22 protein-coding genes are annotated in these 26,902 nt (G+C 71.6%); 10 read left to right on the forward strand and 12 right to left on the reverse strand.

Going from position 1 to position 26,902, the window contains the following annotated elements; all coding sequences use genetic code 11:
• Positions 1 to 185: 185 nt before the first annotated feature.
• From Sdia_RS09810 to Sdia_RS09835, 6 genes are all read right to left on the reverse strand, one after another.
• The gene (locus tag Sdia_RS09810) at positions 186 to 1,403 is read right to left on the reverse strand and encodes an acyltransferase family protein (protein ID WP_100452867.1); all 1,218 of its coding nucleotides are present in this window, start codon (positions 1,401 to 1,403) and stop codon (positions 186 to 188) included.
• Positions 1,400 to 2,491, reverse strand: coding sequence for an alpha/beta hydrolase (locus tag Sdia_RS09815; protein WP_100452868.1), 1,092 nt, complete (start codon positions 2,489 to 2,491; stop codon positions 1,400 to 1,402). Before Sdia_RS09815 ends, Sdia_RS09810 begins: the two co-directional genes overlap by 4 nt.
• Positions 2,492 to 2,750: 259 nt before the next feature.
• Complete coding sequence (locus tag Sdia_RS09820) at positions 2,751 to 3,434, reverse strand: response regulator transcription factor (RefSeq protein ID WP_100452869.1); 684 nt, start codon at positions 3,432 to 3,434, stop codon at positions 2,751 to 2,753.
• The gene (locus Sdia_RS09825; protein WP_189399671.1) at positions 3,431 to 4,855 is read right to left on the reverse strand and encodes a sensor histidine kinase; all 1,425 of its coding nucleotides are present in this window, start codon (positions 4,853 to 4,855) and stop codon (positions 3,431 to 3,433) included. The genes Sdia_RS09820 and Sdia_RS09825 overlap by 4 nt, the downstream gene beginning before the upstream one ends.
• Before the next feature lie 182 nt (positions 4,856 to 5,037).
• Positions 5,038 to 5,910 (reverse strand): DUF4429 domain-containing protein, encoded by an 873-nt coding sequence (locus Sdia_RS09830; RefSeq protein WP_100452871.1) that lies wholly within the window; start codon positions 5,908 to 5,910, stop codon positions 5,038 to 5,040.
• A 76-nt stretch (positions 5,911 to 5,986) separates the two neighbouring features.
• Complete coding sequence (locus Sdia_RS09835; protein ID WP_100452872.1) at positions 5,987 to 7,225, reverse strand: alpha/beta hydrolase; 1,239 nt, start codon at positions 7,223 to 7,225, stop codon at positions 5,987 to 5,989.
• Between the two features lie 1,094 nt (positions 7,226 to 8,319).
• On the opposite strand from Sdia_RS09835, the gene Sdia_RS30015 reads away from it, so the two are divergent.
• The gene (locus Sdia_RS30015) at positions 8,320 to 8,739 is read left to right on the forward strand and encodes a peptidase inhibitor family I36 protein (RefSeq protein ID WP_229830618.1); all 420 of its coding nucleotides are present in this window, start codon (positions 8,320 to 8,322) and stop codon (positions 8,737 to 8,739) included.
• A gap of 449 nt (positions 8,740 to 9,188) precedes the next feature.
• Here the strand turns inward: Sdia_RS30015 and aceE are convergent, their stop codons facing one another.
• Positions 9,189 to 11,921, reverse strand: a complete 2,733-nt coding sequence (gene aceE, locus Sdia_RS09845; protein WP_100452874.1) for a pyruvate dehydrogenase (acetyl-transferring), homodimeric type — start codon at positions 11,919 to 11,921, stop codon at positions 9,189 to 9,191.
• Between the two features lie 447 nt (positions 11,922 to 12,368).
• On the opposite strand from aceE, the gene Sdia_RS09850 reads away from it, so the two are divergent.
• From Sdia_RS09850 to Sdia_RS09875, 6 genes are all read left to right on the forward strand, one after another.
• Positions 12,369 to 12,806: a DUF3052 domain-containing protein gene (locus Sdia_RS09850; RefSeq protein ID WP_100452875.1), complete on the forward strand. Its 438-nt coding sequence runs from the start codon at positions 12,369 to 12,371 to the stop codon at positions 12,804 to 12,806.
• A 207-nt stretch (positions 12,807 to 13,013) separates the two neighbouring features.
• Complete coding sequence (locus tag Sdia_RS09855; protein WP_100453349.1) at positions 13,014 to 13,472, forward strand: peroxiredoxin; 459 nt, start codon at positions 13,014 to 13,016, stop codon at positions 13,470 to 13,472.
• A 155-nt stretch (positions 13,473 to 13,627) separates the two neighbouring features.
• Entirely contained in the window at positions 13,628 to 14,203 is a 576-nt protein-coding gene (locus Sdia_RS09860; RefSeq protein ID WP_100452876.1) for a TerD family protein, read from the forward strand.
• Between the two features lie 157 nt (positions 14,204 to 14,360).
• Positions 14,361 to 14,936, forward strand: coding sequence for a TerD family protein (locus tag Sdia_RS09865; RefSeq protein WP_189499937.1), 576 nt, complete (start codon positions 14,361 to 14,363; stop codon positions 14,934 to 14,936).
• Positions 14,937 to 14,988: 52 nt separating this feature from the next.
• Positions 14,989 to 16,131, forward strand: a complete 1,143-nt coding sequence (locus Sdia_RS09870) for a DUF475 domain-containing protein (RefSeq protein WP_100452878.1) — start codon at positions 14,989 to 14,991, stop codon at positions 16,129 to 16,131.
• Positions 16,132 to 16,262: 131 nt separating this feature from the next.
• Complete coding sequence (locus Sdia_RS09875; protein WP_100452879.1) at positions 16,263 to 17,015, forward strand: TerD family protein; 753 nt, start codon at positions 16,263 to 16,265, stop codon at positions 17,013 to 17,015.
• A 64-nt stretch (positions 17,016 to 17,079) separates the two neighbouring features.
• Here the strand turns inward: Sdia_RS09875 and Sdia_RS09880 are convergent, their stop codons facing one another.
• Positions 17,080 to 18,066 carry a TerD family protein gene (locus tag Sdia_RS09880; protein ID WP_100452880.1) on the reverse strand — a complete coding sequence of 329 codons (987 nt, stop codon included), beginning with the start codon at positions 18,064 to 18,066 and terminating at the stop codon, positions 17,080 to 17,082.
• A gap of 185 nt (positions 18,067 to 18,251) precedes the next feature.
• Between Sdia_RS09880 and Sdia_RS09885 the strand changes: the two genes are divergently transcribed.
• From Sdia_RS09885 to Sdia_RS09895, 3 genes are all read left to right on the forward strand, one after another.
• Entirely contained in the window at positions 18,252 to 19,424 is a 1,173-nt protein-coding gene (locus tag Sdia_RS09885; protein WP_100452881.1) for an HpcH/HpaI aldolase/citrate lyase family protein, read from the forward strand.
• Positions 19,425 to 19,559: 135 nt separating this feature from the next.
• A complete protein-coding gene (locus tag Sdia_RS09890) occupies positions 19,560 to 22,001 on the forward strand; it encodes a phosphoribosyltransferase (RefSeq protein ID WP_124287123.1) in 2,442 nt (813 codons plus the stop codon).
• Entirely contained in the window at positions 21,998 to 22,816 is an 819-nt protein-coding gene (locus Sdia_RS09895; RefSeq protein WP_100452883.1) for an HAD family hydrolase, read from the forward strand. Before Sdia_RS09890 ends, Sdia_RS09895 begins: the two co-directional genes overlap by 4 nt.
• 527 nt (positions 22,817 to 23,343) lie before the next feature.
• On the opposite strand, the gene Sdia_RS09900 is transcribed toward Sdia_RS09895, so the two are convergent.
• From Sdia_RS09900 to Sdia_RS09915, 4 genes are all read right to left on the reverse strand, one after another.
• The gene (locus tag Sdia_RS09900; RefSeq protein WP_100453350.1) at positions 23,344 to 23,970 is read right to left on the reverse strand and encodes a DedA family protein; all 627 of its coding nucleotides are present in this window, start codon (positions 23,968 to 23,970) and stop codon (positions 23,344 to 23,346) included.
• A gap of 201 nt (positions 23,971 to 24,171) precedes the next feature.
• Positions 24,172 to 24,393: an FmdB family zinc ribbon protein gene (locus Sdia_RS09905; protein ID WP_164378604.1), complete on the reverse strand. Its 222-nt coding sequence runs from the start codon at positions 24,391 to 24,393 to the stop codon at positions 24,172 to 24,174.
• Positions 24,394 to 24,520: 127 nt separating this feature from the next.
• On the reverse strand, positions 24,521 to 25,915 hold the full coding sequence (locus tag Sdia_RS09910) for a coiled-coil domain-containing protein (protein WP_185392954.1): 1,395 nt from the start codon (positions 25,913 to 25,915) through the stop codon (positions 24,521 to 24,523).
• Between the two features lie 153 nt (positions 25,916 to 26,068).
• Complete coding sequence (locus tag Sdia_RS09915) at positions 26,069 to 26,848, reverse strand: DUF4097 family beta strand repeat-containing protein (RefSeq protein ID WP_185392953.1); 780 nt, start codon at positions 26,846 to 26,848, stop codon at positions 26,069 to 26,071.
• Positions 26,849 to 26,902 lie beyond the last annotated feature (54 nt).

The raw sequence follows: 26,902 nt of genomic DNA on the forward strand, positions 1-26,902 counted from the left end.
GGAGCCGAACCGCCTCACCGGCAGGTCCCGAGCCCGCGACCGGCCGGCCGCCTCGACGGCGTGAGGCGCCGTGGTCACCAGCCCGACCTGGACCGCGCCTCCGCAGGGACGACCGCGGGAACGGGGCGGCTCCGTCCAGGTTCTTCTCCTTCCTCCTGTTCCCGTCTCCTTCTTGTTCTTGTCGCTCATGCCAGCCGAAGAGCGAATATCGCGAAACCCGCCGCCAGGAGGGCCACGGTCACGCGCATTCCTCGGCCGGTTCCCGTCCATGGTGCGTCGAGGCGCCGGGCGGACCGTGCCGTCACCACGAGGAGGACCGCGAAGAGCGGCATCCACAGCACTCTCATGGCGATCCAGGCCACCGTGTCCGGGGCGGAGGTCAGCCCGGGCACCACCCCGAGCACCGCCCCGGGTATCGCGGCGGTGAGCATCGCGGTCTGGTGCCAGCAGAGGATGGTCATGGCCGACAGGTTGACGGCGACGACCGGCGCCCACCAGGCGGGGCGACGGAGCAGCGACGCGAGCCGGTCGCGCAGCAGCACCGCTGCCCCACTCTGGAAGGAGGCCAGCGCCAGCACGAGCAGCGAAGGGGGATGCGAGTTGGTCCGCGTCTCGCCCGGCACCCCCACCATGGAAATCGGATAGCCGAACTCCCAGAGCAGCACGGCGAACAGGACGGCGCCGCCGGCCAACAGCACCCTTGCCGCGTGGCGGCTCACCCGCCCTTCGCCCCAGCTCACCCCCAACTGGTAGGCGAACAACCATCCCGGCAGCAGGTTGAGCAGGCTCAGCCAGGAGGGCATCCCGGCCGACCAGGGACCGTAACGGAGCAGGTCCACCACGGCGACCGTGCCGAGGAGCGGTGCCGCGGCCCACACTCCCGCCTTCCTGGAGGCACGTACACACCATGGCGTCAGCGTGGTGACCGCCCCGTAGACGCCGACGAACCACAGGGGCTGGATGACGAGGGTGGCCGCTGTGTGCAAGGTGGCGTCGGGAACACCCGCCCACCACATCACCACCAGCAGGCCGGCCCAGACAGACGTCACGCCCAACACGGGGCGGCCGAGCCGCACCAACCGTCCGGCGACCCAGGAGCGCGCGGGCTCGCCCCGCCCCGCCGCCCGCCGGTAGGAGAGCGCCGAGGCGTGTCCTCCGACGAGGAAGAAGACGGCGAGCATCTGCAAGACCCAGCTCAACGGCGCGAGCGAGGGAAAGGCGGAGAGCGGACTGGCGTTGTGGAGGCCACCTGCGCTGTCACGTGTGAACCCGCCGAGGAGCCAGTGACCCGCGGGCACCGCGAGCAGGGCCAGGGCCCGCAGCCCGTCGAGGGCACGGTCGCGGTGGGCCGGAGTCGCCGCCTCGACGGATGCCGCGGCACGGCGCAGCCAAGTCGCCCTCATGCCGCCCTGCCTTCCGCTATGGCGGCGAAGACCGCGAGGGCGTCCGTACCGGGAGCGAAGTAGTCGGAGTGGCCGCTCACCCGGTGGGCGGGAACGGAACGGGCGCCGAAATCCGGGGCGGTCGGGTCCGCGCCGTGACCGAGTTCGAAGAGGCGCAGGTGTGGCACGTTTCCGATCCAGTCCCCGGAGCTGCGGGCCGCCCAGATTCGAGCGGTGGTGCCCAAGGACGCCGAATCCGCTGCCCGCATCCCCGGGGAGCCGAGGACGACCAGGTCACTCATGCGAAGCTGGGAGGCGGCCAGCCCGCACACGACCGATCCGTAGCTGTGGCAGAAGACCGAAGGGCGGGGGAGGCCCGTGGCGGCCAGTCCGTCGACGAAGCGCTTCAGCCGTGGCGCGCCCGCTTCGGCCAGGCGGCCGGTGGCGGCATCGGGTCCGAGCCCGACCGGCGTGGTGTAACCGACCCAGGCGATGACCGCGGTCCTCTCGTCCGTCACCCTCGCGAGGGAACGGGCCATGCCCGCAGGAGTGCCGTAGGGATTCCGTGTCCGGTCAAAGGTGCTCAAGTCGATGTCGGAACCCGGCACGACGACCGCCACGTGCCGGGCGGTGCCGAGATCGCCGAAGACCTCCGCCACCTGCCCCCGGCCCCGAGGGTCGAAGGCGAGGATCCGGCGTCCTGCCGCCAGCAGACCGTGGTATCTCCCGGCACGCCTGGCCGCTCGGTCGCGGTCCTCGGCACTCAACCGCGAGTCGGCGGCCTTCTTCCGCTCGCCGGCGCGTGCGTCGGCCAACGCCCGGCGGTTGGCGGCGTACCGAAGGCGAGCCGGAGCGCCGTCCAGATTTCCGAGCACGCGCGGGTGGCGCTCGACAAGGCGTTTCAACTGCGGTGCCGTCAGATCACCCAGGAAGTCGTGGACTTCTGAGGGCGGGGCATGGGCCGGGTCGGGGAGTCGGTGCCCCGTCGAGGTGTCGTTCCGCCAGGCCGCCACACCGGGCGGCGGCCCCGTCACGGGTGTCTGCTGACCAGCCGACGCCCAGCCGGTCGTGGCCGTCAGCAGGGTGGACGCCAGCATGAGCCCCGCCATCGTGCGTCGGCCTCGTGAACGCGCCCCGCGCCTGGCTGAACGCCACCGCAACCTCTTCATCGGTCCCCGTCTCCCCGTCCGGCCGGATCTCGTCCCCGGCCTGTTGGAGAGAAGGTAGGAGGGCGACACCCGCTGGGGCTTCACACCGGAGAGCCAAGTGCGGCCTCATACCCCAGTAGGGGGTGGATGAGGCTCCGGCGGTGGAGGACACGGAGCGAGACGGAGGGAGGTGAAGAAGCGGGAGAGGAGGAGAGGCAGGTCAGCGCACACTGTCACCGGGCTTGACCAGCCCGGATTCGTAGGCGGCGATGACCGCCTGAGCGCGGTCGCGGATGCCGAGCTTCGCGAGGATGCGGCTGATGTGGGTCTTCACCGTCTGCTCGGCGAGGACCAACTGCTCGGCGATCTCCTGGTTGGACAGTCCGCGGGCCACCAACTCCAGCACCTCCGTCTCCCGTGGTGTGAGGCCGTTCAACCGGAGAAGGGGGTCGCGCCGCGGGCGTGGGCGCCGCCGGATGATGTCCTCGATGAAGTGGCGGGTCACCGCGGGATCGAGCAGAGCGTTCCCGGCGTGGATGACGCGGACCGCCGTCACCAGGCTGGCCGGCGGCGAGTCCTTCAGCAGGAAGCCGGAGGCTCCGGCGTGCAGCGCCTCGTACACGTAGTCGTCCACGTCGAAGGTGGTCAGCATGATGACCTTCGGACGATGGGCCGCTCCCGAATCCGGGCTCAGCAGCTCCCGTGTCGCCGTCAGGCCGTCCATCTCCGGCATCCGCACGTCCATGAGGACGACGTCGGGGAGGGTCTTGCGGCTCACCTCGATGCCGGTCCGTCCGTCGGCCGCCTCGCCGACGACGTCGATGTCCGACTGGGCGGACAGCAGGGCGGCGAACCCCGCCCGCACCATGCCCTGGTCGTCAACGATGATCACGCGGATACTCATGGGGAGTCGGGTTCCTTCTCGTGACGGGGGAGCCGAGCGGCGACACGGAATCCTCCGCCGGGCAAGGGGCCGGTGTCGAGGGTCCCACCCACGAGACGCACCCTCTCCCGCATGCCCACCAGTCCGTGGCCCGTCCCCGTGGCCTCCAGAGGCACCCGACGCGTGCGGCCCGGACCGTTCACGATGATCACGGTGACGTAGGCGCCCTCCAGGTGGACGGAGAGGGTCGTCGGTGCCTCCGGTGCGTGACGGACGACGTTGGCCAGGGCTTCCTGGACGATCCGGTACAGGGAAAGGTCGACCGAGGCGGGGAGGTCGGCCAGGATCGCCGCGATCTCCACCTCGGTCCGCGACATGGTCACCGGCACCCCCGCCCGGACGGTGGCGTCCACCAGCTGGCTCAGTTGCCGAAGACCTGGTTGCGGCGTCCGCTCCCCCTCGGCGTTCTCGCTGCGCAGCACCGAGAGGACGCGCCGCATCTCCTTCAACGACTCGCGTGCGCTGTCCGCGATGGAGCTGAACTCCCGCGCCGCCGCCTCGTCGAGCTGCGGTATGCGGTAAGGCGCCGAGTCGGCCTGCACGGTGATGAGTGACATGTGGTGGGCGACCACGTCGTGCAACTCCCGCGCGATGCGGTTGCGCTCCTCCAGCAGCGTCCGGTACGACCGCTCCGCCTCACTGATGGTCTCCTGCTCGACCAGCTTCCGCTGCGCGTCGCCCCTCTCCCGCAGTGTCGCCGAAAGTAGCAGGAGGGCTCCGGACAGCGTGAAGACGAGCAGTTGGCTGCCGTCGCTGTGCTCCTGGGAGAGGACTTCGAAGAACAGGCCCGCGCACCCCGTGGCGAGCCAGACGGCGAGCAGCGTCCGCCGACCGGCCCGCAGCCCCAGGCAGACCATGAGCAGTTGGTATCCGACGATGTTCATCGGCGTCCACGGCCAGGACCTTCCGTCCAGGCCCGGTACGCCCAACATCACCACGGCGGCGACGACGTCGGCGGTGAAGATCACCCACCACGCCTGGACGGGGCGCGAGACGGCCAGGAGGAGCGGCGCGGTCTGCGCGGTGGCGAAGGCGCCGGCGAGGGCTCCGTTCATTCCGTAGTCCTGGACCAGCACGGTGGTCGTGACCGGCAGCAGAGCCGCCACCGCCCCGAAGGCGAGCACATGGGGCAGGCGGCGTATCCACGGACTGCGTGCCCGTGAGAGCAGGGGGCGAGCCGAGTCGGCCGGCGTGCCCAGGGCCAGCCCCAGGGAACGCAACTCCTCGCGGGACGAGCGCACCGCCGGAAGGGCTGCCGTGCGCCGGCCCCAGGCTCCTGCACGGTCGAGCGCCCCGCGAAGGGAGCCGGGCTGGAGAAGGCCCCGGCGGCCGCGAGGCCGGGGAGACTTGTCATCGCGGTCACGCGGCGGTTCGGTCTTCATGACTCGCACAGCCTAGGCAGCGGAGTGCGGGACCGCGTCATACCACGGAGCTGCTTCTCGGGTCATACCTGGGTATGCGGACAGGTGCCCCAAAGGGGGGCATTGTCCTCGGTCTGCCAGAGGCCGCGTCCCCGGGCACAGTTCCGCGGCGGGGACAGCCGCCAGGTGGTCCGTCCGGTTCCTCACAGCTCTGACAGCAATTGTGTCTTCTTGCTGACGAACTCCTCATCGGTCACCAGGCCGGCCTGGTGCAGCTCGCCGAGGTGGCGGATGCGCTCAGCGATGTCCGCCGGGTCGCGACGGAGCGGAATGCGGGAGCTCTCCGCGGGACGGCTCTCCGGCGTGCGCTCAGCGGCCCGCACGGCGGCCAGCACGGCCGCGGCGAACGGCAGCGACTCGTGCACGGGGCCGTAGCCAGGGCCGAACACCACGCACGTCGGGTCCAGTTCGGGGCGTGCGGGCTGTGCCGCCGGCCCCGATCGGGGAATCAGGCGCAGGCAGCCGTCGAAGACCTCGGGCGAGCGCCACTCGACATCGGCCAGCTCGGCCACCGGGAAAGTCTGGTCGCCCGCCTTCCATTTCTCGGTGGACGCGCCGGTCGGTGACCAGCGGAACGAGACGGCCGCTCCGTCGAACGAGGCTTTGCCGTCGTACGCCTTGAAGTGCAGTGGCGCCTCGGGAGGCGCCACGAGACCGCGGACGCACGCGGGCGCGGGCCGGTCCGCGATCAGCTTGTTCAGCTCGTCCACGTGTTCGCGGGCGTGCTGTTCCTGGGTCGAGGGCAGCACCAGGCGGTAGGGGTCGCAGCCCTCCTTCAACTGGCCGGAGGCCGCGTCCATCAGGGGATCGGCGCCCGCTCTGGCGACCGCGCGCAGCACCACGGTCCCGCGTCTGCCGGGCGCCAGCGAGACCGTCTCCAACGCCTCCAGCGGGATACGCCGTTCACCGAGCGCCTGGAAGAGCTTCGGCGTTCGGATACCCCGTTCGAAGCGGATGAGCACGGAGTCGGAGTCGACCTCCCAGGCGGCATGAGATCCAGCCAATACGTCACCCATGCGGCTCATCGTATGCGCCACGCTGCTCCTCGTCCCCTTTCCCGGCGGGCCCGCCGCCGGTCCGTCTCTACGCGCGTCAGGCAGAGAAGACGTCCTCGGCGCCGTGACGACAGGCGTCCGTGTCCGCCGCGCACCGTACGGTCCGGTAGGCGCCCACACCGATCCGAGCGAAGTTGTCGAGGCTCTCCGTCCCGGGCTCGAAATAGCCCGCGTGTCCCGAGGCGCCCCGGGCGGAGAGCACGCGCGCCCCGAACTCCGCCGACACGGGATCCGTGCCGTGTCCCACCCCGGCCAGTTCGAGGTTCGGGATCTCCCCGATCCAGTCGTCCCGGTCGCGCATCGCCCAGATCCTGGCCTCCGTGTTCAGCTGAGCGGCGCTGGCGGCACGCATACCGGGGCTCCCGGCGACCGCGATGTCCGTCACCCGTGACGGCAGGTCGCGTGCGGAGACCCCGCAGACCACCGATCCGTAACTGTGGCAGTACAGTGCGACAGTCTTCTGCCCAGGCAGGCTTGTGACCAGGTTGGAAAGTCTCACCGCGCCGTCCTTCGCCCGCTTGGCCGTGACGGCGTCCACACCGATGCCCGCCGGAGAGGTGTAGTCGGCCCAGGCGATGACCGCCACCCGCGGAGCCCCCGACGCGGAGCGGGGCAGAGTGCCCTCGCGCTGGGCGCGTTCGGCCTTGTACAGCGACTTGGCCATGCCCGCGGGGGCGGAGAACGCGCCGTAGGTCCGTTCATAGGTCAGCACATCGGTGTCGACACCCGGCACGACGACGGAGACCCGGGCCGCACGGTCGAGATTCCCGAAGACCTCGGCGACCCGTCCCCGTCCGGTCGGATCGAAGGCGAGTACGTGGCGCTTGGGGCGCAGCAGGGAAAGGAAGCGGTGCATCCGCCGGTCGGCCTCCTGCCGCCCTTCCACCGAGAGCCGGGGGTCCATGGTTCTCTCCCGTTCCACGCTCACCGCCTCCTTGAGCGCGATCCGGTTGGCCAGGTAGCGCAGTTTCGGTGGCGCGCCGTTCATGTTCCCCACCGCCAAGGGGTACTTCTCGGCCAGGCCGCGCCGTTGATCGCGGCTGAGCGAGGCGAAGAAACCCGCCAGCTTGGTCGAGGGCGCGTCGGCGGCCGGCAACGACGTGCCGTGGATACGGCCGTCACTCCACGCATTCAGCGCCCGCTGCAAGGGATTGGTGTCGCCCCGTTGATGGCGTGCGGCTGTCCAGCCCGAGGTTGCCAGCATGACAAGGACGATCGCCAGGGCGAGCAGTGTGCGCCAGACGTTGAACTGGGGAGAGGAGTCGAAGGAAGTCACTGCGGGACACCCTAGGAGACGGTCGGCGCGGCTTCGGGCAGCCGTGGGTCAGATCACTGAACCGGGCGGGCCTTTACGGCAAACCGGGTGCATGTGCTTTCGTCAGTGACTTTCCGTGCCCAAAGGCGCCGTCGAGCGAAGCCGTCGACGCGCTGGACTTGTCCGTGCGCGACACCTCGCGCCCGACCGGCGGCACGGAGGGCCGTGGCCCGACCTGGCACCGGGCGCCCGTGCCGCCCTCGGGCGCCGGACGCGATGCTGTCACTCGTTCGAGGACAGGATCACGCGGGTGGTGAGGGCCCCCGACCGCCGTCCGGCCCTGTTCCGGCCAGGGCTTCGGCCCTCTCGCGTGCGAGAACGTCGATCGAGCCGCCCTCTGTCGGAACCGGGTGCTTCCCCACCGAAGGCGGAACAAGCGCTACCGGTAGTAGCTGCGCGTGAAGTTCACCTATCAGGCTGGTCGCGGCCCGGGAGGCTTCCCTGCGGGTCCTCGGCCGGTCCACAGTTCACTCACCGGCCGCACCGTCGACGTGTCGGGCCCCGGCCTGAACATCGACCGGTGCCTTGTCCGCCAGCACGGCCGGGAGCCGGGACCTTGCCACAGACGCGCACGCCGCATCAGCGGCGCATTCGTCATGGACGCGCTCCGGCCATGACGCCGCCCCTTCACCGCGGGCGGGCCGACTTCCGGGCGCAGGGCTCCGTGATCCACCTGTCCACCCGCCCACGGGCGACGGCGCCACCACGCGCCGCCACGCCTCCCGTCCAGCGTCACTGAAAACTCCGAGGGTGACCGGTCGGCCACCGACCCGTCACACGAGCAACCGAGACATCGAGAAACAGAGAAACGGGGAACCGACATGACCAAGCCGATGAAGCCGACGAAGCACTCCGAGCCGATCGCGCCTCACCCGGGACACGGCATGCACCGGGACCGCGTGGTGGCCCCGTCCGCCCGCCGCCGCCCGCTCCAGCCCCGTACCGTCCGGCACACCGCCGCACCGGCGGCCTCCCGGCCCGCGGGCGCCGACGACAAGGGACGGGTGAAGAACTTCGTTCGGGGGCTGCTGGCCCACGCCTCGGCCAACCGCCGCCTGGCCCCACTGACGGTCCTGGCCGTCGCCGTGCTGTCCACCGCGCTCGCTCTCGCCCCCACCTCGGCGGATCCGGCCTCGGCGGTTCCGGCCGGCGCGGCGGGGCACGCCCGTGCTGAGACGGCCGGGCAGGGCGGACTCGCCCCCTGCGGCGCCGGACAACTGTGTCTCTGGCAGAAGGCGGAGTTCGCGGGGAAGCGCCATGTCTTCGAACTGTCCGGCACCGACATCGAGAGCTGCGTCCCCCTTCCCTCCGGCGCGGTGGCGCACGCTCTCGCCAACCGGACAGGGCGCCCGGTCACCACCTACCAGTCGGCCGAGTGCGCCGAGACCGGCGAGTTCGACACCCACCCCGGCAGCGGGACCTGGCAGCCCTCGTCGCCCTACGGTGTGCGCGCGTTCAAGATCTGGGAGAACTGATCGTGCGGCGTCGCGGTCCGCGACTTCCGCGGGCCTTGCCCCGTCCGGTCGTACCGAGCGCCGCCGCGCCCGGTCCGGCAGCGTCAGCCTCGGCCGTGTACCAGTGGGTACGGCGGAACCGGGCGAGCCGCCCCGGCATCAGGCGGGCACAGCCGAGCCCGGCCGGCCGCGTGAGCATCGCGCCGCCGGCAAGTCGAGGACGCGGCGCCGCCCGAGGCGCCTCACATCACATCCGCTCACCTCGCGCACCACGGCGCGCGAGCCAGGACCTTCTCGGGCCTTGGCGCCGTGCGGACTCCCGGCGTGCCAGGCACCGCCCGACTCCAGCGGCGCGCCGCTGGACCGGGCGCCTCGCGGCCGGGACGGCCGACCTGCTCCGGACGTGCCGGAGGGCGGCGGAGACCTTCACTACTCCGCCGCCCTCCGGGCCGGACCTCGAGGTGCGCGGGTCAGGCGTCGCCGCCCGCCGCTCCCGGGTCCGCGGCGGCCACGTCGAGCAACTGGTACCGGTCCATCGCCTGCTTGGGTGCGGCCCGGTCGACCTTGCCCTCACGGGCCAGCTCCGTCAGCACCGCCAGCACGATCGACTGCGCGTCGATGTGGAAGAACCGCCGGGCGGCGCCCCGGGTGTCCGCGAAGCCGAAGCCGTCGGCGCCGAGCGACTGGTAGGTCCCGGGCACCCAGCGGGAGATCTGGTCGGGGACCGCGCGCATCCAGTCGGAGACCGCCACGAAGGGGCCTTCCGAGCCGGACAGCTTCCGCGTCACGTACGGGACCCGCTGCTCCTCCTCGGGGTGCAGCAGGTTGTGGCGCTCCACGTCGATCGCCTCCCGGCGCAGCTCGTTCCAGGAGGTCGCCGACCACACGTCCGCCCGCACGTCCCACTCCTGCGCAAGGATCCGCTGGGCCTCCAGGGCCCACGGCACGGCCACGCCGGAGGCCAGGATCTGCGCCGGGATCTCGCCGGAGTCGCCGGCTCGCAGCCGGTGCACGCCCTTGAGGATGCCCTCGACGTCGACGTCCTCCGGCTCCGCGGGGTGCTGGATGGGTTCGTTGTAGACGGTGAGGTAGTAGAAGACATCCTCACTGTCGGGCCCGTACATCCGCCGCAGACCGTCCTGGACGATGTGGGCGATCTCGTAGCCGTAGGCCGGGTCGTAGGCCACGACGGCCGGGTTGGTGGAGGCGAGAAGCTGGGAGTGGCCGTCGGCGTGCTGCAACCCCTCACCGGTCAGGGTGGTCCGCCCCGCGGTGGCGCCGAGCACGAACCCGCGGGCCAGCTGGTCCGCCATCTGCCAGAACTGGTCGCCGGTGCGCTGGAACCCGAACATCGAGTAGAAGACGTAGACGGGGATCAGCGGTTCGCCGTGGGTGGCGTAGGCGGAGCCGGCCGCGATCAGCGACGCCGTGCAGCCCGCCTCCGAGATGCCGTCGTGGAGCATCTGCCCGGTCGGCGACTCCTTGTAGGCCAGAAGCAGTTCACGGTCGACCGACTCGTACTGCTGCCCCAGCGGGTTGTAGATCTTGGCGCTGGGGAAGAAGGAGTCCATGCCGAAGGTCCGGTACTCGTCCGGGGCGATCAGCACGAAGCGCTTGCCGATCTCCTTGTCCCGCATGAGGTCCTTGAGGAGGCGGACGAAGGCCATCGTCGTGGCGATGGCCTGCTGACCCGAGCCCTTCTTCACGCTGGCGTAGGTCTTGTCGGCCGGCAGTGCAAGCGGCTTGGCCCGCACCACCCGGGTCGGCACGTACCCGCCGAGCGCGCGCCGGCGGTCGTGCATGTACTGGATCTCCTCCGAGTCGGGGCCCGGGTGGAAGTACGGCGGCAGACCGTCCTCCAGCTCCTTGTCGGGGATCGGCAGGTGGAGCCGGTCGCGGAAGCCCTTGAGGTCGGCGACGGTCAGCTTCTTCATCTGATGTGTGGCGTTGCGGCCCTCGAAGTTGGGCCCGAGGGTCCAGCCCTTGACGGTCTGCGCCAGGATCACCGTCGGCTGACCCTTGTGGGCCTTGGCCGCGGCGAAGGCCGCAAAGATCTTCCGGTGGTCGTGACCGCCGCGCCCCAGGTGCAGGATCTGGTCGTCGGTCATGTTCTCGACCATGCTGCGCAGCCGCTGGTCGGTGCCGAAGAAGTGCTCGCGGATGTAGGAGCCCGTCTCGGTCGCGTAGGTCTGGAACTGACCGTCCGGGGTGGTGTTCAACTTGTTGACCAGCAGGCCGTCGCGGTCCTGAGCGAGCAGCGGGTCCCAGGAACGGTCCCAGACGAGCTTGATCACGTTCCAGCCCGCGCCGCGGAACTGCGACTCAAGCTCCTGGATGATCTTGCCGTTGCCGCGCACCGGGCCGTCGAGGCGCTGGAGGTTGCAGTTGACGACGAAGGTGAGGTTGTCGAGCCCCTCACGGGCCGCGATGGAGAGCTGCCCGAGCGACTCCGGCTCGTCCATCTCGCCGTCGCCGAGAAAAGCCCACACGTGCGAGGCGGTGGTGTCGGCGATGCCCCGCGCCTCCATGTAGCGGTTCATCCGCGCCTGGAAGATAGCCCCGAGCGGGCCGAGGCCCATGGAGACGGTGGGGAACTCCCAGAAGTCCGGCATGGAGCGCGGGTGCGGATAGCTGGAGAGTCCGTTCGGTGCCTTCGACTTCTCCTGACGGAAGCCGTCGAGCTGCTCCTCGGTGAAGCGGTCCAGGAGGTAGGCGCGGGCGTAGATGCCGGGGGAGGCGTGGCCCTGGAAGAAGATCTGGTCGCCGCCGTCGCCCTCGTCCTTGCCACGGAAGAAGTGGTTGAAGCCGACGTCGTACAGCGAGGCGGAGGAGGCGAAGGTCGCGATGTGGCCGCCGACGCCGATGCCGGGGCGCTGCGCGCGGGAGACCATCGCCGCGGCGTTCCACCGGGTCGCGTTGAGGATCTTCCGCTCGACTTCCTCGTTGCCGGGGAAGAACGGCTCGTCCTTGGTCGCGATCGTGTTGACGTAGTCCGTGCTGCGCATCTCCGGCACGGCGACGCGCTTCTCGCGGGCCCGCTCGATCAGGCGGAGCATGAGATAGCGCGCCCGCTGCCGGCCGCGCTCGTCGACGGCGGCGTCGAGGGAGTCCAGCCATTCCTGGGTCTCTTCGGGATCGAAGTCCGGGACCTGGCTGGGCAGGCCGCCAATGATGATCGGGTTGCGATCGGGTCCGGAAGCCACGCTGTTCCTTCGCTGTTCGGTCGTGCACGTCAGGGAGGTCGGGCCGCTCCCCATGGTCCATCGGCGGGACGGTTCCGTCATCTCTACCCGGCGGTAACCGCCATCCGGGAGAGTCCGGCCGACGGCTCCCCGGGGGTGGTACGGCGTGTGCCGACCCAAATCGCAACGATACGCCCGGGACCTTCACGGATATCGCATGACCGTTCGGCCCAGGGCGCCCGCTGGAGCCCTCGGGAGGGCCGTTCCGCGCGCTCGACCGTGACCGTCGGCACGGACCTGCGTAAACTCGTGGTGTCGGATGCGTCGGGACGGGATGGAACGTCACCGTTTCGGCGGTCTCGACGGCCGGGTACTTGCGCGATCCGTCGCGCCCGTGTGGACTACGGCCAATGCCTCGCGCCCGCGCGTGGCAGCAGCATTTCCCGAAACATGATCAGGAGGCACACCGTGAGCGCGACCGCGGACCACGCGGAGGAGCGGACCAACCCTGCCGCAAGGCTGGGTTTCCAGCCCGAGCAGGTGGTCCAGGAGATCGGCTACGACGACGATGTCGATCAGGAGCTCCGTGAGGCCATCGAAGCCCTCATCGGCGGCGAACTCGCCGACGAGGAGTACGACGATGTGGCCGACTCCGTCATGCTCTGGTTCCGCGAGGACGACGGCGATCTGACCGACGCACTGGTCGACGCCTCGCAGCTCGTCGAGGACGGCCAGCCCGTGTGGCTGCTGACCCCGAAGACGGGCCGGGACGGCTACATCGAGCCGAGCGACATCAACGAGGCCGCTCAGACGGCGGGCCTCGCCCAGACCAAGAGCATCAACGCCGGCAAGGACTGGACCGGCAGCCGTCTGGTCACGCCCAAGGGCGCCAAGTCCAAGCGCTGAACCGCTCCCGTCACGAAGCGGGCGGTAACCACCGCCGCCCGCCACTGTCCGGAGCGGCCGTGCCGTCCGCCAGGCCCCCTCGGCCGTGACCGAGGGGGCCTGGCGCGTCCAGGGGCGGGAGGGCGTGCGTAGGGTGGGCTCACCTCCCTGGGGCCATGTCCGGCCTGCGGGGAAACGCTCACCGGCCCAGTGAAGGGATGCGTCACCATGGCGATCGAGGTTGGCACCAAGGCCCCGGACTTCGAGCTGAAGGACCAGCACGGCCAGACCGTGAAGCTCTCGGACTTCCGTGGCGAGAAGAACGTGGTGCTCCTCTTCTACCCGTTCGCGTTCACCGGCGTGTGCACGGGTGAGCTCTGCGCGCTGCGCGAGGAGCTGCCCAAGTTCGTCAACGACGACACCCAGCTGCTCGCCGTCTCCAACGACTCGCCGTTCGCCCTGCGCGTCTTCGCCGAGCAGGAAGGGCTGGAGTACCCGCTGCTCTCGGACTTCTGGCCGCACGGCGAGGCGTCGCGTGCCTACGAGGTCTTCGACGAGACGAAGGGCTGCGCGGTCCGTGGCACCTTCATCATCGACAAGGAGGGCGTCGTCCGCTGGACCGTCGTCAACGGTCTGCCGGACGCCCGCGACCTCGACGACTACCTGAAGGCGTTGGACACGCTCTGACCGGTTACGGGTAACAGCCGGTGCGCGTGGGAACCCGTCACTAGTATCCAGACGTTCATCCGACAGCACTGAACGACGACGGGGGCGGTCGGCCCGCGCGGCAGCGCCGCGTCCGGTCCGGCCCACCACCCCCTCGACACCGAATGGGAGGACTCGTGGGAGTCAGCCTCAGCAAGGGTGGCAATGTCTCGCTGACCAAGGAGGCGCCTGGCCTGACCGCGGTCACCATCGGTCTGGGGTGGGACGTCCGTACCACCACGGGTACCGACTTCGACCTCGACGCCAGCGCCATCCTGACCAACGCGGACGGCAAGGTCACCAGCGACCAGGGCTTCGTCTTCTTCAACAACCTCAAGAGCCCCGACGGCTCGGTCGAGCACACCGGCGACAACATCACCGGTGAGGGCGAGGGCGACGACGAGCAGATCAAGGTGAACCTGGCCGGCGTCCCGGCCGACGTCACCAAGATCGTGTTCCCGGTCTCCATCTACGACGCGGAGAGCCGCCAGCAGTCCTTCGGCCAGGTGCGCAACGCGTTCATCCGCGTGGTCAACCAGGCCAACGAGCAGGAGATCGCCCGGTACGACCTCTCCGAGGACGCGTCGACGGAGACCGCCATGGTCTTCGGCGAGCTCTACCGCAACGGCGCGGAGTGGAAGTTCCGCGCCATCGGCCAGGGGTACGCCTCGGGTCTGCGCGGCATCGCGCAGGACTTCGGCGTCAACGTCTGACCGCCCGCACCGGACGGTCGGCCCCTCGTCGCACCCGGCCGTCAACGTCCGACCCGAGCAGTCTGCCAGGCTGTTCCCGTCCGGCGCCGCACGCTTCCGTGCGGCGCCGGACCTCGTCAAGAATGCGTACGTCGTCACATCGGGGAGGATCACGATCATGGGTGTCACGCTTGCCAAGGGGGGAAACGTCTCCCTCTCCAAGGCCGCACCGAACCTCACACAGGTACTCGTCGGCCTCGGCTGGGATGCCCGCTCCACCACTGGTGCCCCGTTCGACCTTGACGCGAGCGCGCTGCTCTGCACCTCGGGGCGGGTGATGGGCGACGAGTGGTTCGTCTTCTACAACAACCTCACGAGCCCGGACGGTTCGGTGGAGCACACCGGCGACAACCTCACGGGCGAGGGGGACGGGGACGACGAGTCCCTGCTGGTCGACCTCTCCAAGGTGCCCGCGCACTGCGAGAAGATCGTCTTCCCCGTCTCCATCCACGAGGCGGACGTCCGGGGGCAGACGTTCGGACAGGTGAGCAACGCGTTCATCCGTGTGGTCAACCAGGCGGACGGGCAGGAGCTCGCCCGGTACGACCTCAGTGAGGACGCCTCCACGGAGACAGCCATGATCTTCGGCGAGCTGTACCGGTACGGGGGCGAGTGGAAGTTCCGAGCGGTCGGACAGGGGTACGCGTCCGGTCTGAGGGGCATCGCTCTAGACTTCGGGGTCAGCGTCTCCTGAAGCCGGGTACGGGCGGGGGAGCCTCGTAGTACAGACAGGGATTGGGTATCCAGTGCTTCTGAAAACCTTCGGCTGGTCCTTCGTGGTCACCGCGCTCGGACTCGTCGCAGCCGTGCTCTACGGGGGGTGGGCGGGGTTCGGGGTCGTGGCGATCCTGTCCATCCTCGAGATCTCGCTGTCGTTCGACAACGCGGTGGTCAATGCCGGGATCCTGAAGAAGATGAATGCCTTCTGGCAGAAGATCTTCCTCACCATCGGCATCCTGATCGCCGTCTTCGGCATGCGCCTGGTCTTCCCCGTCGTGATCGTCGCCCTCAGCGCGAAGATCGGCCCGATCGAGGCCGTCGACCTGGCGATGACCGACAAGGACCGCTACCAGGAACTCGTCACCGACGCGCACCCGTCGATCGCTGCGTTCGGCGGAATGTTCCTGTTGATGATCTTCCTCAACTTCCTCTTCGAGGACCGGGAGATCAAGTGGCTCGCCTGGATCGAGCGCCCGCTGGCCAAGCTCGGCCGCGTCGACATGCTCTCGGTCTGCATCGCGCTCATCGTCCTGCTCGTCTCGGCGATGACCTTCGCGAGCCAGGCGCACCAGCACGGCGGGACCTATGCCAACAAGGCGGAGACGGTACTGCTGGCAGGCATCGCCGGCCTCATCACGTACCTGATCGTCGGGGGGCTCTCCAGCTTCTTCGAGGACAAACTGGAAGAGGGCGAGGAGCGCGAGCACGAGGCTGAGGAAGAGGCCAAGCGCGCGGGGAAGCCCGTCTCGGCGGTGAAGCTGGCCGGCAAGGCGGCGTTCTTCATGTTCCTCTACCTGGAGGTGCTCGACGCCTCCTTCTCGTTCGACGGCGTGATCGGCGCGTTCGCCATCACCAACGACATCGTGCTGATGGCGCTCGGCCTGGGCATCGGTGCCATGTACGTCCGATCGCTCACCGTCTACCTGGTCCGACAGGGCACCCTCGACGACTACGTCTACCTGGAGCACGGCGCGCACTACGCGATCGGCGCCCTCGCGGTGATCCTGCTCGTCACCATCCGCTTCCAGATCAGCGAGTTGATCACGGGCCTGATCGGCGTGGTGCTGATCGGCCTGTCGTTCTGGTCGTCGGTACGCCGCAACAAGAGGCTGGCCGCAGAGGGCGGCGAGGGCACCGAGGAGAAGGCCGGAATTCCCTCCGGGGTCTGACTCCGGCCGGGCCGCGGGTGTGACGGGGCCCGAACTGAGGAACGCTCCCAGCGGGGCGGTTGTCGAGACGACCTCGGCGCCGCCCCGCAGGCATGGGCGCAGCGTGGAATCCGAAGGTTTCTGGGGGTGGCATGTCCTTCTGGGACGGTCTGCTGGGTGGCCGTAACGCGGCGGCGCAGTTCGACTCGGGCAGCGTCGGCAGCAACTCGATACGCCTGACCAAACGCCAGCCGCAGGTGTCGCTCGTGAAACAGGGAGCCGCGACCGGCAACCTGCGCGTCAACCTCTCCTGGCAGATGCGGCCGGCCGACTTCGGCAAGCGCTCCACGACGCCCTCGCGGACCTTGCTGCGCCACCCCCTCAAGGCGTTCCAGCCGGAGATCGTGCAGGCGCACACCCAGGGCGTGGTCAACGTCGACCTGGACATCGGTTGCCTCTACGAGATGGCCGACGGCAGCAAGGGGGTCGTCCAGCCGCTCGGCGAACTCTACGGCGACCTCAACACCGCGCCCTTCGTCAAGCTCAGCGGGGACGACCGCTTCGGCTCAGGCTCGGGCGAGACGCTCTACGTCAACCTCGACCAGCGCGAGGAGATCAAGCGGCTCCTCGTCTTCGTCTACATCTACGACAAGACCCCGGCGTTCGACCGCACCCAGGCCGTCGTCACCCTCTACCCGGCCACCGGACCGCGGATCGAGATCGAACTGGAGGAGCGGGCTCCGCAGGCCAGGTCCTGCGCGGTCTTCCTGCTCGACAACAACAAGGGGGAACTGCTGGTGCGCCGCGAGGTGAAGTACGTGTACGGGTTCCAGTCCGAGATCGACCGGCTGTACGGCTGGGGACTCCAGTGGGGCCGGGGCTACAAGAGCACCGGCGCCCGCTGACCGGCCACCGGAGGGGGCGCGGCCCCGACGCCCGTGACCGGCGGTCACGGGCCCTCGGTGCGCCTCAGCGGCCGATGAACTGCGGGCCCTGCGGCGGCAGCCGGAACGACCCGGCGGGCCCGCCGACCGCCTGCGGGTATCCGTAGGCGGGCTGGTGCGGCGGCGGGGTCTGTGAGGGGTGCGAGGGCGGCGGCCCGGGCTGCGGGTAGCCGTAGCCCGCGGCCGCGGGCTGCGGATAGCCGTAGGCGGGCTGCGGGGGAGGGGCCTGCGGCGGCAGCGGCGCCCTGGTCGCGTCCGGGTCCGGGGCGGGTGGCGGGAAGTCCGGCGGTGGCGGGACGGCCGGCTGCGCCGGGGGCTGCGGACCGGCGGTGGTGGGCGGCAGCGGCTGGGGCGCCGGGGGCGCCGACGTCTCGGAGGCGGCCGGGAACTCCGGTGCGTCCGGTACCTCGGCGGGCTCCGCCGGGGCCGCTGCCTCGGCCGGCTCCTCCGAGTCGTCGACGGAGATGCCGAAGTCGGTGGCGAGGCCCACGAGGCCGTTGGAGTATCCCTCGCCGAGCGCCCGGAACTTCCAGCCCTCGCCCCGGCGGTACAGCTCGCCGCAGATCAGCGCCGTCTCGGCGCCGGTCTCGGGCTGCACCTCGAACGTGGCCACGGGGGCGCCCTCGTCGAGGGTGCCGGTCCCGTCCGAGCCGGAGGTGTCGTACAGGTCGATGCGGAGGGAGGGGACGCGTTCGAAGGGCAGCTCGTCGGTGGAGGCGACCAGGAGTATGCGCCGCACCTGTGGCTCCAGGCCCGCCAGGTCGGCCTGGAGGGTGTCGGTCCAGCCGTCCGGCAGACGTCGCTTGCCGAGTCGCCACACGGCGCCGGAGGGGTGCCGGGGCTGGTTGTAGAAGACGAAGTCCTCGTCGGAGCGCACCCGGTCGTCGTCGGCGAGCAGCAGCGCCGACGCGTCCACGTCCGGCACGTCCGGAGCCGCCGTCCAGCACAGGACGGCGCGGACGGCCGTCGCGTCGAGCGGGACGTTGGACCCCTTCAGCATGGCGTGCGTCATGCGGTCATCCTGCCTGTTGCGAGGCGCGGCGGACAATGCGGGGGGCCCGCCGGGCTCGGCGGCAGCGCCGCGGCGGAAGACCCCGTTACCAGAAATTCATGCCGGTCGGGAACCCTGGATGTGCGCTTCTACGTACTATTACCGGCCACATGTTCGCGGCCACCCAGGCACTACGGGGGATTCACATGCGTCATTTCGGGCATCTTGCCCCTGAAGCGCGGCGGCGCCTCTTCCATCGGGAGCCCGCCGTCTTCACGGCCGAGTCGCCGGCCCCCGTCCTGGCCACGGCGCTCGGGGCGACGCTGTACAGCCCCGCCACGCGGCCCACCCTCGCCGACGACGTCCACAAGCAGGCCGCCCGAGGCGTCGTCTCGATGGTGCTCTGCCTGGAGGACTCGATCGCCGACGCCGACGTCCCCGGCGCCGAGGCCAACCTCGTGGCGCAGTTCGCCGACCTCGCCGCTCGCGAGGAGGCCGGTGAGGCGGAGGCCCCCCTGCTCTTCATCCGGGTCCGCGACCCCGAGCAGATCCCCGACCTGGTGCGCCGGCTCGGCCCCGCCGTCCGCCTGCTGTCGGGCTTCGTCCTCCCGAAGTTCACCGAGGAGCGCGGCGTGCCGTACCTGGAGGCGCTGGCCGCCGCCGAGGCGCTCAGCGGCCACCGCCTCTTCGCGATGCCCGTGCTGGAGTCGCCCGAGCTGCTCCACGTCGAGACCCGCACCGCCACGCTCACCGGGATCGCCGGCACCGTGGACAAGTACCGGGACCGCGTCCTGGCGCTGCGGCTGGGTGTCACCGACTTCTGCTCGGCCTACGGGCTCCGCCGCCCGCCCGACATGACGGCCTACGACGTCCAGATCGTCGCCTCCGTCATCGCCGACGTGGTCAATGTCCTGGGCAGGGCCGACGGCACCGGCTTCACCGTCACCGGGCCGGTCTGGGAGTACTTCCGTGTCCAGGAGCGCATGTTCAAGCCACAGCTGCGGCGCAGCCCCTTCCTGGGCCGTGCCGAGGAGCTGCGTGCCTCGCTCATCGAGCACGACATGGACGGCCTGCTCCGGGAGATCGAGCTGGACCGGGCCAACGGCCTGCTCGGCAAGACCTGCATCCACCCGTCCCACGTCCTGCCCGTCCACGCGCTCTCCGTCGTCAGCCACGAGGAGTACAGCGACGCCAAGGACATCCTGCGGCCGGAACGGGACGGGGGCGGAGTAATGCGTTCCGCCTACACCAACAAGATGAACGAGGTGAAGCCGCACCGGGCGTGGGCCGAGCGCACCCTGCTGCGCGCCGAGGTGTTCGGTGTCGCGGCGGAGGACGTGGGCTTCGTGGAACTGCTGGGCGAGGCCCTCTCCGGCTGACCCACCCCCGGTGGCTCACCTCGGCGGCCTCGCCGGGCAGCCGCCCGCCACCGCACAAGAGGAACACGGCGCCCGGCAGGCGCAGGCTTGTAGAAGCGCCCGCGGGCGCGCCCCCAGAGAGAAGAGACGAACGACGTGGTGTGGACCGGAACCTGGGTCTCCGACCGGCTCGGCATAGAGCTGGCCGGTGACGACGAGCTGCGCGGCCTGCTGGGCCTCGCGCTGCGCCGCAATCCCAAGCGGGCGCACCTGCTCGTCTCCGGCGTCCTCGGCAAACACGTTCCGCAGCACCCCTCGGTCGTCCACGACCACGGCGTCGGACTCGGCCGCCGCGTCCGCGCCCTTCTCGGCGCCGACGCCGCCGCCCGGGCGGTGGTCCTCGGCTACGCGGAGACGGCCACCGCGCTCGGCCACGCCGTCGCGGACGGCCTGGAGAGCGCGCCCTACCTGCACTCGACGCGACGCCCGGTCGCCTCGGTCCCCAGCGCCGGAGGGTTCGAGGAGTCGCACTCGCACGCCACCTCCCACCTGCTGCTCCCCGAGGACCCCGCCTTCTTCGACCGGGGCGGGGAGACGGACCGGGGGCCGCTGGTCCTGGTGGACGACGAGTTCTCCACCGGCAACACCGTCCTCAACACCCTGCGCGACCTGCACGGCCGGCACCCGCGCGACCACTACGTGATCGTCGCCCTGGTCGACATGAGGGCCCCCGGAGACGCCGGCCGGCTCGCCGCCTTCGCCGAGGAGACCGGCGCCCGCATCGACGTCGTCGCCCACGCGCGGGGCACGGTCAGGGTGCCGGAGGACGTCCTCGCCCGGGGCCTGCGGCTGGTCGAGGAGCAGGACAGCCGCACCGCGGGCACCCCCGCGCACCGACGGCCGGCCGCTCCACCCACGCGCCTGGAACTGGGCTGGCCCGCCGGGCTGCCCGACGGCGGCCGGCACGGCTTCACCCCCGACCACCGGGCCCGCCTCCGCGAGGCCCTTCCGGCGATGGCCTCCCGGATCATCGACGGGCTCGGCGGTCCCGAACAGGCCGGCCGCGTCCTCGTGCTCGGCTTCGAAGAGCTGATGTACGCCCCTCTGGTGCTCGCCAGGGCCCTGGAGGAGACCGGGCTCGACGTGCGGTTCTCCACGACCACGCGCTCGCCGGTGCTCGCCGTGGACGACCCCGGCTACGCCATCCGCACCCGCCTCACCTTCCCGGCCCACGACGACCCGGCCGACGGGCCCGGCGAGCGGTACGCGTACAACGTCGCGGGTGGCGGCTTCGACACCGTCCTCGCCGTCGTCGACAGCGCCGCCGACACCCCGGCCCTCCACGCCCCCGACGGCCTGCTCGCCCGGCTCGGCACCGCCGCGCCCCGGGTGGCCCTCGCCGTCGTCCCCGCCCACACGCCCGCACCCCGCACCTCCGACCGGCAGGAGCCCACCGTGCTGCCCGCGCCCCTGCGTGGCCCCGACTTCTCCTCGTACGAGCCCGACGACGTCGGGTGGCTGCTCCAGGACCTCTCCGCCGTGCGGCTGGAGGCCCCCGTCGAGGAGCGTGAGGAGGCCGTCCAGCGCGGCGGTGCCCACTACGCCGAGTCCCTGCCGGTCGAGTACCAGCCGACCGCGGAGTACCAGGAGCTGTACCGCGAGGCCCTCGCCGGATCGGCCGGGCGGATCGCGCGGGCGGTAGGCACCGTCACCGAGCTGGTCCTCGCCGAGCGCTCCCCGCGGCCCGTCCTGGTCTCGCTGGCGCGGGCCGGCACGCCGGTGGGAGTGCTCATGCGGCGCTGGGCCCGACACCGGCACGGACGGGAACTTCCGCACTACGCGGTGTCGATCGTGCGCGGCCGCGGCATCGACGCCAACGCGCTGCGCTGGCTGGCCGCCCACCACGACCCGGCGGACGTCGTGTTCGTGGACGGCTGGACCGGCAAGGGCGCCATCACGCGGGAGCTGGCCGACGCCCTCGCGGAGTTCCCCGGCTTCGACCCCGAGATCGCGGTCCTCGCCGACCCCGGCTCGTGCGTCCGTACCCACGGCACCCGCGAGGACTTCCTCATCCCCTCGGCCTGCCTCAACTCCACCGTCTCCGGACTGATATCCCGCACCGTGCTCCGTGCCGACCTGGTCGGACCGCACGACTACCACGGTGCCAAGTTCTACCGCGAGCTGGCCGGCACCGACGTGTCCCGGGCCTTCGTCGCGGCGGTCGAGGCGCGGTTCGACGAGGTCACCGACGCCGTGGACCAGCAGGTCAAGGAGTCGGCCTCGGCCGACCGCGCTCCCACCTGGGAAGGCTGGGCGGCGGTCGAGCGGATCAGCGAGGAGCAGGGCATCCACGACGTCAACCTCGTGAAACCGGGCGTCGGTGAGACCACCCGCGTCCTGCTGCGACGCGTCCCCTGGAAGATCCTGGCCCGCCGGGGCGCCGACGCCGACCTCGCCCACATCCGGCTCCTCGCGGAGCAGCGAGGCGTGCCGGTGGAGGAGCGCGACGACCTCCCGTACACCTGCGTCGGCCTCATCCACCCCCGCTACACCCGCGGTGCGACCGGCGCCGACGGCAAGGCGGTGGGCAGCGCGTGACCACCCTCGTCGCCAGCGACCTCGACCGCACCCTCATCTACTCCGCCGCCGCCCTCGGCCTCACCGCCCCCGACGCCGAGGCCCCCCGCCTGCTCTGCGTGGAGGTGTACGAGAGCCGGCCCCTCTCCTACCTGACGGAGACCGCGGCCGGGCTCCTCGCCGAACTGGCCCGCGAGACGCTCTTCGTCCCCACCACCACCCGTACCAGGGAGCAGTACCGCCGCATCCGCCTGCCGGTGCCCACTCCCGGCTACGCGATCTGCGCCAACGGCGGTCACCTCCTGGTCGACGGCGTCGCCGACGAGGAGTGGAACCGCTCCGTCCGCAGCCGGCTGGACTCCGAATGCGCACCCCTCGCCGAGGTCAGCGCCCATCTGCGCACCACGGCGGACCCCGCCTGGCTGCTCAAGGAACGCGTCGCGGAGGAGCTTTTCGCCTACCTCGTCGTCGACCGGGCCGAACTCCCCGCGAGCTGGCTCAAGTCCACCGCCGCCTGGGCCGACGAGCGCGGCTGGACGGTCTCCCTCCAGGGCCGGAAGGTCTACGCCGTCCCGCGTCCGCTGACCAAGAGCGCGGCCATGCGCGAGGTGGCCCGGCGCGCCGGGGCGGACACCGCCCTCGCCGCGGGGGACTCCCTGCTCGACGCGGACCTGCTGCTCGCCGCCGACCACGCCTGGCGCCCCGGCCACGGAGAGCTGGCCGAGGAGGGCTGGACGGCGCCCGGGCTCACCGTGCTCCCCGAGCGGGGTGTCGCTGCGGGGGAGGAGATCCTGCGCCGGTTGCTGTCGGCGGCGCGCGGCGGGCGCGAGGACTGAGCGGCCGGTCCGCCCGGCGTGCGGCACGCGGGCTGCTGTGCCGCGGACGCCGGGGCGGTCGTGTGCGGCGAGAGCGGTGGGCAGGCCGCCCGGGCGTGACCGCCTCGCCGGGGCCGACGCGCCCCGGCCCCGGCAGGGGAAGGTGCGACGTGCCCCTCGGGCCGACCCGAGGGGCACCGACGTCGGCGCAGTGCCCGCGACACCTCCGCGCCGGCAAGGCGCGCGTGCCGCCGGCGTCGCCGGCCGGGGAAGGCCGACCGCGTCCGGCGGGGAGGGTGCGGAGAAGGAGGTGGCCCCGGCGGCCGGCAGCCGGCGTACGCCAGATCGCGACGGGCCCCGGACGTCCGGGAATGCCCCGCCGGACGCCCGGGACGCCCTGCCGCACGTCCGGCTTTCCTCCCGCCCGTGAAGTGGGGGGAGCCGCCCTGCGGAGGCGGCACGGGAGGCGTTGGCGGCCACGCGACGGAAAGGGCGCCCGCTCCCGGAACTCCCCGGGGCAGGCGCCCGTGCGGCACGTGCGCGAGAGGTCAGCCGCGCCGCTGGCCGCCGCCCGGCCGGAAGACGCGTACGCCGAGGAAGACGAGGACACCCAGCACTGCCACCGCGAGCACGACCTTCGAGTACACCGAGACGTACTCGGTGACCGTCTCCCAGTTGTCGCCGAGCAGGTAGCCGGCCATGACGAAGAGGGTGTTCCAGATGGCGCTGCCGAGCGTGGTGAGAGCCAGGAAGACCGGTAGCGGCATCCGCTCGATGCCGGCCGGTACGGAGATGAGGCTGCGGAAGATCGGCAGCATCCGGCCGAAGAACACCGCCTTCGTCCCGTGCTTGGTGAACCACGCCTCGGTCTTCTCGATGTCGGCGACCTTCAGCAACGGGATCTTGGCCGCGATGGCCACCGTGCGGTCCCGTCCGAGCAGTGCGCCCACCCAGTAGAGCGCCAGCGCGCCGACGACCGAACCGACCGTCGTCCAGATCAGTACGGCCACCAGGTTCATCTGGCCGGTAGCCGCCGTGAAGCCGGCCAGCGGCAGGATCACCTCGGAGGGGATCGGGGGGAAGAGGTTCTCCAGCGCGATGGCGATGCCCGCTCCCGGCGCGCCGAGGCTCTCCATCAGGCCGGTGATCCACTGAGGTGCGCTGCTGTCGCTCATGGCGGCCACGCTAGAGCGCCGAAGCTGAAGAGTTCCTGAAGCCCGTCGGGCACCGGGCGATCACTCCGGGTCCCCCCTGGCGAGGGATTCTCCGCCCCGCCGCCGGAGTGTCGGGCCGTCGCGCCGAGGCGGCGGACGCGCCGCCGCGTACAGTGCGCGCCGCCGGTCCGCAGGGGGGCCGGCGGCGCGGCGGCACGCGGGTCAGCCGCAGCATCCTCCGCCGCAGCAGCCGCCCCCGCCGCCCGAGGGGGCCCCAGCCGGACCGGAGGAGGCGGTGGAACCGCCCACGGCGACGGTCGACAGCAGCTTCACGGTGTCGGAGTGACCCGCCGGGCAGGCGGCCGGGTCGGAGGACTCGGCCATCGGCCGGCTGATCTCGAAGGTGTCACCACAACTGCGGCAGCGGTATTCGTAACGAGGCATGGCCACAGGCTAGCGGCACGGGGGGCGGTGCCACAGAGTGCTGAGCCCCTCCGTGCCGGGACGGAAACCTGGTGGCTGACCGGTCCGGTGCGGGGGCGTCCGGGGCCGGCCCGGCGTCCGGGCGTCGTCAGCCCGCGCCCCGCTCCTCGCGTATGTGGGAGACGACCTCGGCCACCGTCGTCCGCACGGCCTCGGTCTCGGTCAGGAAGTGCCAGTAGTCGGGATGGCGCCCCTCCAGGCCCGCCAGCGCCCGGTCCAGGCGGGCCACCGAGGCGTCGAGCGGGCCGGCGTGGCGCGGGTCCGGGGTGTGGCGGCCGGCCATCGCCAGGCGCTGGGCGTCCCGGATGGCGAAGCGGGTCCGCTCCACCTCCTGCTGCGGGTCCTCGGCCACCTCGTTGAGCCGGCGGAGGCGGTCGCCGGCGGCCGAGACGGCCTCGTCGGTGGAGTTGAGCAGCGCCCGCACGGTGGAGAGCAGGGCCGTCGCGTCCGGCCAGCGCTGCGCCTCGCGGGCCGTCCGCGCCTCCCGGAGCTTGGCCTCGGCCTGCTGGACGCTCTCCGCGGCCTGCTGGGGGACCGGCTGGAGGTCCTGCCAGCACGCGGCCGAGAAGCGCCGCCGCAGCTCGCTGAGGACCGGCTCGACCTGGCTGGCGCGGGTGGTCAGCGCCTGCGCCCTGGTCCGCAGACTCACCAGCCGCCGGTCGATCTCGGCCGCCCGCTCGGGCAGCCGCTCGGCCTCCGCGCGGATGGCCTCCGCGTCCCGCAACACCTGGTCGGCGCGGTGCAGCGTCTCCTGGACGCCGTGCTGCCCGGCGCCCTGGTTCAGCTTGGTCAGCTCCGGGCCGAGGGCGGCCAGCCGCGCCGCCAGGTCGTCGGCGCGCAGCCCCGCCTCGCGGGCGGTGTCCAGGGCCTGGCTGGCGGCGAGCAGCGCCTGCCGGGCCCGCTCGACGGCGGGGGCCAGCCGCGCCAGCTGGGTCTCCGCCTGGTCCAGCAGGGGAGCGAGGCCGCGCTGGAAGCGGTCGAGTTCCTGGCGCACCCGCACCAGGTCGTCCTTGGCCCGGGTCAGCTGGGTCCTGGCCTGGGAGGCGACCGACGCCTCCAGGTCGTCCCGGTCCAGGTCGTGGGCGTCGACCGCCTCGATGTAGAAGTGGCTGACGTCGTCGATGCGCTGACCCAGCGCGACGAACTCCTCCTGGGCCCGGCGTGCGGCCGGCGACGGGTCGACCGCACCGATGGTCTCGACGGAGATGCGCAGGTCGCGCTGGGCGGTGTCCAGCTCGTAGAAGGCCGCGGCCGCCGCGTCCTTGGCGGCCTGGGCGTCGGCCCGCTGGCTCTCCCCGCGTCCGCCGAACCACCGCTTGGTGCCCCCGCCGGCGAACGCGGCGGGCACCGCCGCCAGCAGCAGGGGCAGGGGCAGCAGCGCCAGCGTGAGGGCGTCCCGCAGCGCGGAGCCACGGCGGACCGTGACCCCGCAAGGGGTCCGGCCGCCTGTCGGTGTGTCCGGCTGCGAAGGTGTCGCCGTCATCCCTCTCCCGTGCTGGTTCCGCCCTGCCCGGCTTCATTCTCCCACCGGTTAATGACGAACACGGGAGCCGGAAAGTTCGCGCCTGGGGCCGTGGGTTCTCCTCTGGCCGCGCGGCGTGCGCCCGGGCGCACGGAGAAGGCCGCTCCGGTGGTGTCAGCCCGCCGGCCGCACCGTGACGTTGCCGTCCTGGGTGGTGATGGAGACCACCCGGGAGCTGGCCCGGTCCTCCAGCACCGAGACGTTCGTCCGGCCGTCCTGGACCTTGGTCCGCACGTCGTAGGCGGCCTCGGGGAGTTCCACCGTGACCGAGCCGTCCTCGCTGCTCGCGTCGATCCGCTGGGGCGCCCTGGCCAGGGCGAGCGTCAGCGAACCGTCCTCCGTGCGCGCCCGCACCCGGGACGAGGAGACGGACCGGGCGGTGATCGCGCCGTCGGCACTGTGCAGGTCGAGCGGGCCGGAGACGTCCTCGACCGTCAGCGAGGCGTCGGAACCGCGCAGGGTGAGCGGCGTGGTGAAGCCCTTCGCGGTCACCCCGCCGTCCTGGGTCCGCAGACTCACCGCGACGTCGGCGGGCACCTCGATCCGGTGCTCGGCGTCGCAGGTGGTCACGATGCCGCTGCAGCTGACGCGCAGCTTCAGTTCGTCCCCCTCGACCGTCCAGTCGGCCCGGGGTGTGGAGCCCAGCAGGGCGCGCCCGGTGAACCAGCGGGTCACCCGCACCTCGTCACCGTCCCCGGTCACCAGCTCGATCCGCGAGTCGTCGGAGTCGACGGTGAGGGTGCGTCCCGACAGGGCGAAGCTCTTGTGCTCCGGCTCGGCGCCGCCGTCGGCCGAGGCGTCTCCCGCGCACCCCGTGGTGAGCAGGGCGAGGGCCGCCGCACCCGCGCCGAACGCCGCCAGCCGCCGGGTCCGGGACGCTGTCCGTGCACTCATGAGCCACTCCTCCAGGTCGGACCGCCGTGTCCGGCAGATCCCGGCGGTCCGCCC

Origin of the sequence: Streptomyces diastaticus subsp. diastaticus, from assembly GCF_011170125.1 — a bacterium.
Taxonomy (GTDB): domain Bacteria; phylum Actinomycetota; class Actinomycetes; order Streptomycetales; family Streptomycetaceae; genus Streptomyces; species Streptomyces diastaticus.

Excerpts from the sequence above, each read along its gene's own strand:
- Sdia_RS09810 (WP_100452867.1), bottom strand. The coding sequence starts at position 1,403 with ATGAGGGCGACTTGGCTGCGCCGTGCCGCGGCATCCGTCGAGGCGGCG.
- Sdia_RS09815 (WP_100452868.1), bottom strand. The coding sequence starts at position 2,491 with ATGGCGGGGCTCATGCTGGCGTCCACCCTGCTGACGGCCACGACCGGC.
- Sdia_RS09820 (WP_100452869.1), bottom strand. The coding sequence starts at position 3,434 with ATGAGTATCCGCGTGATCATCGTTGACGACCAGGGCATGGTGCGGGCG.
- Sdia_RS09825 (WP_189399671.1), bottom strand. The coding sequence starts at position 4,855 with ATGAAGACCGAACCGCCGCGTGACCGCGATGACAAGTCTCCCCGGCCT.
- Sdia_RS09830 (WP_100452871.1), bottom strand. The coding sequence starts at position 5,910 with ATGGGTGACGTATTGGCTGGATCTCATGCCGCCTGGGAGGTCGACTCC.
- Sdia_RS09855 (WP_100453349.1), top strand. The coding sequence starts at position 13,014 with ATGGCGATCGAGGTTGGCACCAAGGCCCCGGACTTCGAGCTGAAGGAC.
- Sdia_RS09865 (WP_189499937.1), top strand. The coding sequence starts at position 14,361 with ATGGGTGTCACGCTTGCCAAGGGGGGAAACGTCTCCCTCTCCAAGGCC.
- Sdia_RS09875 (WP_100452879.1), top strand. The coding sequence starts at position 16,263 with ATGTCCTTCTGGGACGGTCTGCTGGGTGGCCGTAACGCGGCGGCGCAG.
- Sdia_RS09880 (WP_100452880.1), bottom strand. The coding sequence starts at position 18,066 with ATGACGCACGCCATGCTGAAGGGGTCCAACGTCCCGCTCGACGCGACG.
- Sdia_RS09885 (WP_100452881.1), top strand. The coding sequence starts at position 18,252 with ATGCGTCATTTCGGGCATCTTGCCCCTGAAGCGCGGCGGCGCCTCTTC.
- Sdia_RS09900 (WP_100453350.1), bottom strand. The coding sequence starts at position 23,970 with ATGAGCGACAGCAGCGCACCTCAGTGGATCACCGGCCTGATGGAGAGC.
- Sdia_RS09905 (WP_164378604.1), bottom strand. The coding sequence starts at position 24,393 with ATGCCTCGTTACGAATACCGCTGCCGCAGTTGTGGTGACACCTTCGAG.
- Sdia_RS09910 (WP_185392954.1), bottom strand. The coding sequence starts at position 25,915 with ATGACGGCGACACCTTCGCAGCCGGACACACCGACAGGCGGCCGGACC.
- Sdia_RS09915 (WP_185392953.1), bottom strand. The coding sequence starts at position 26,848 with ATGAGTGCACGGACAGCGTCCCGGACCCGGCGGCTGGCGGCGTTCGGC.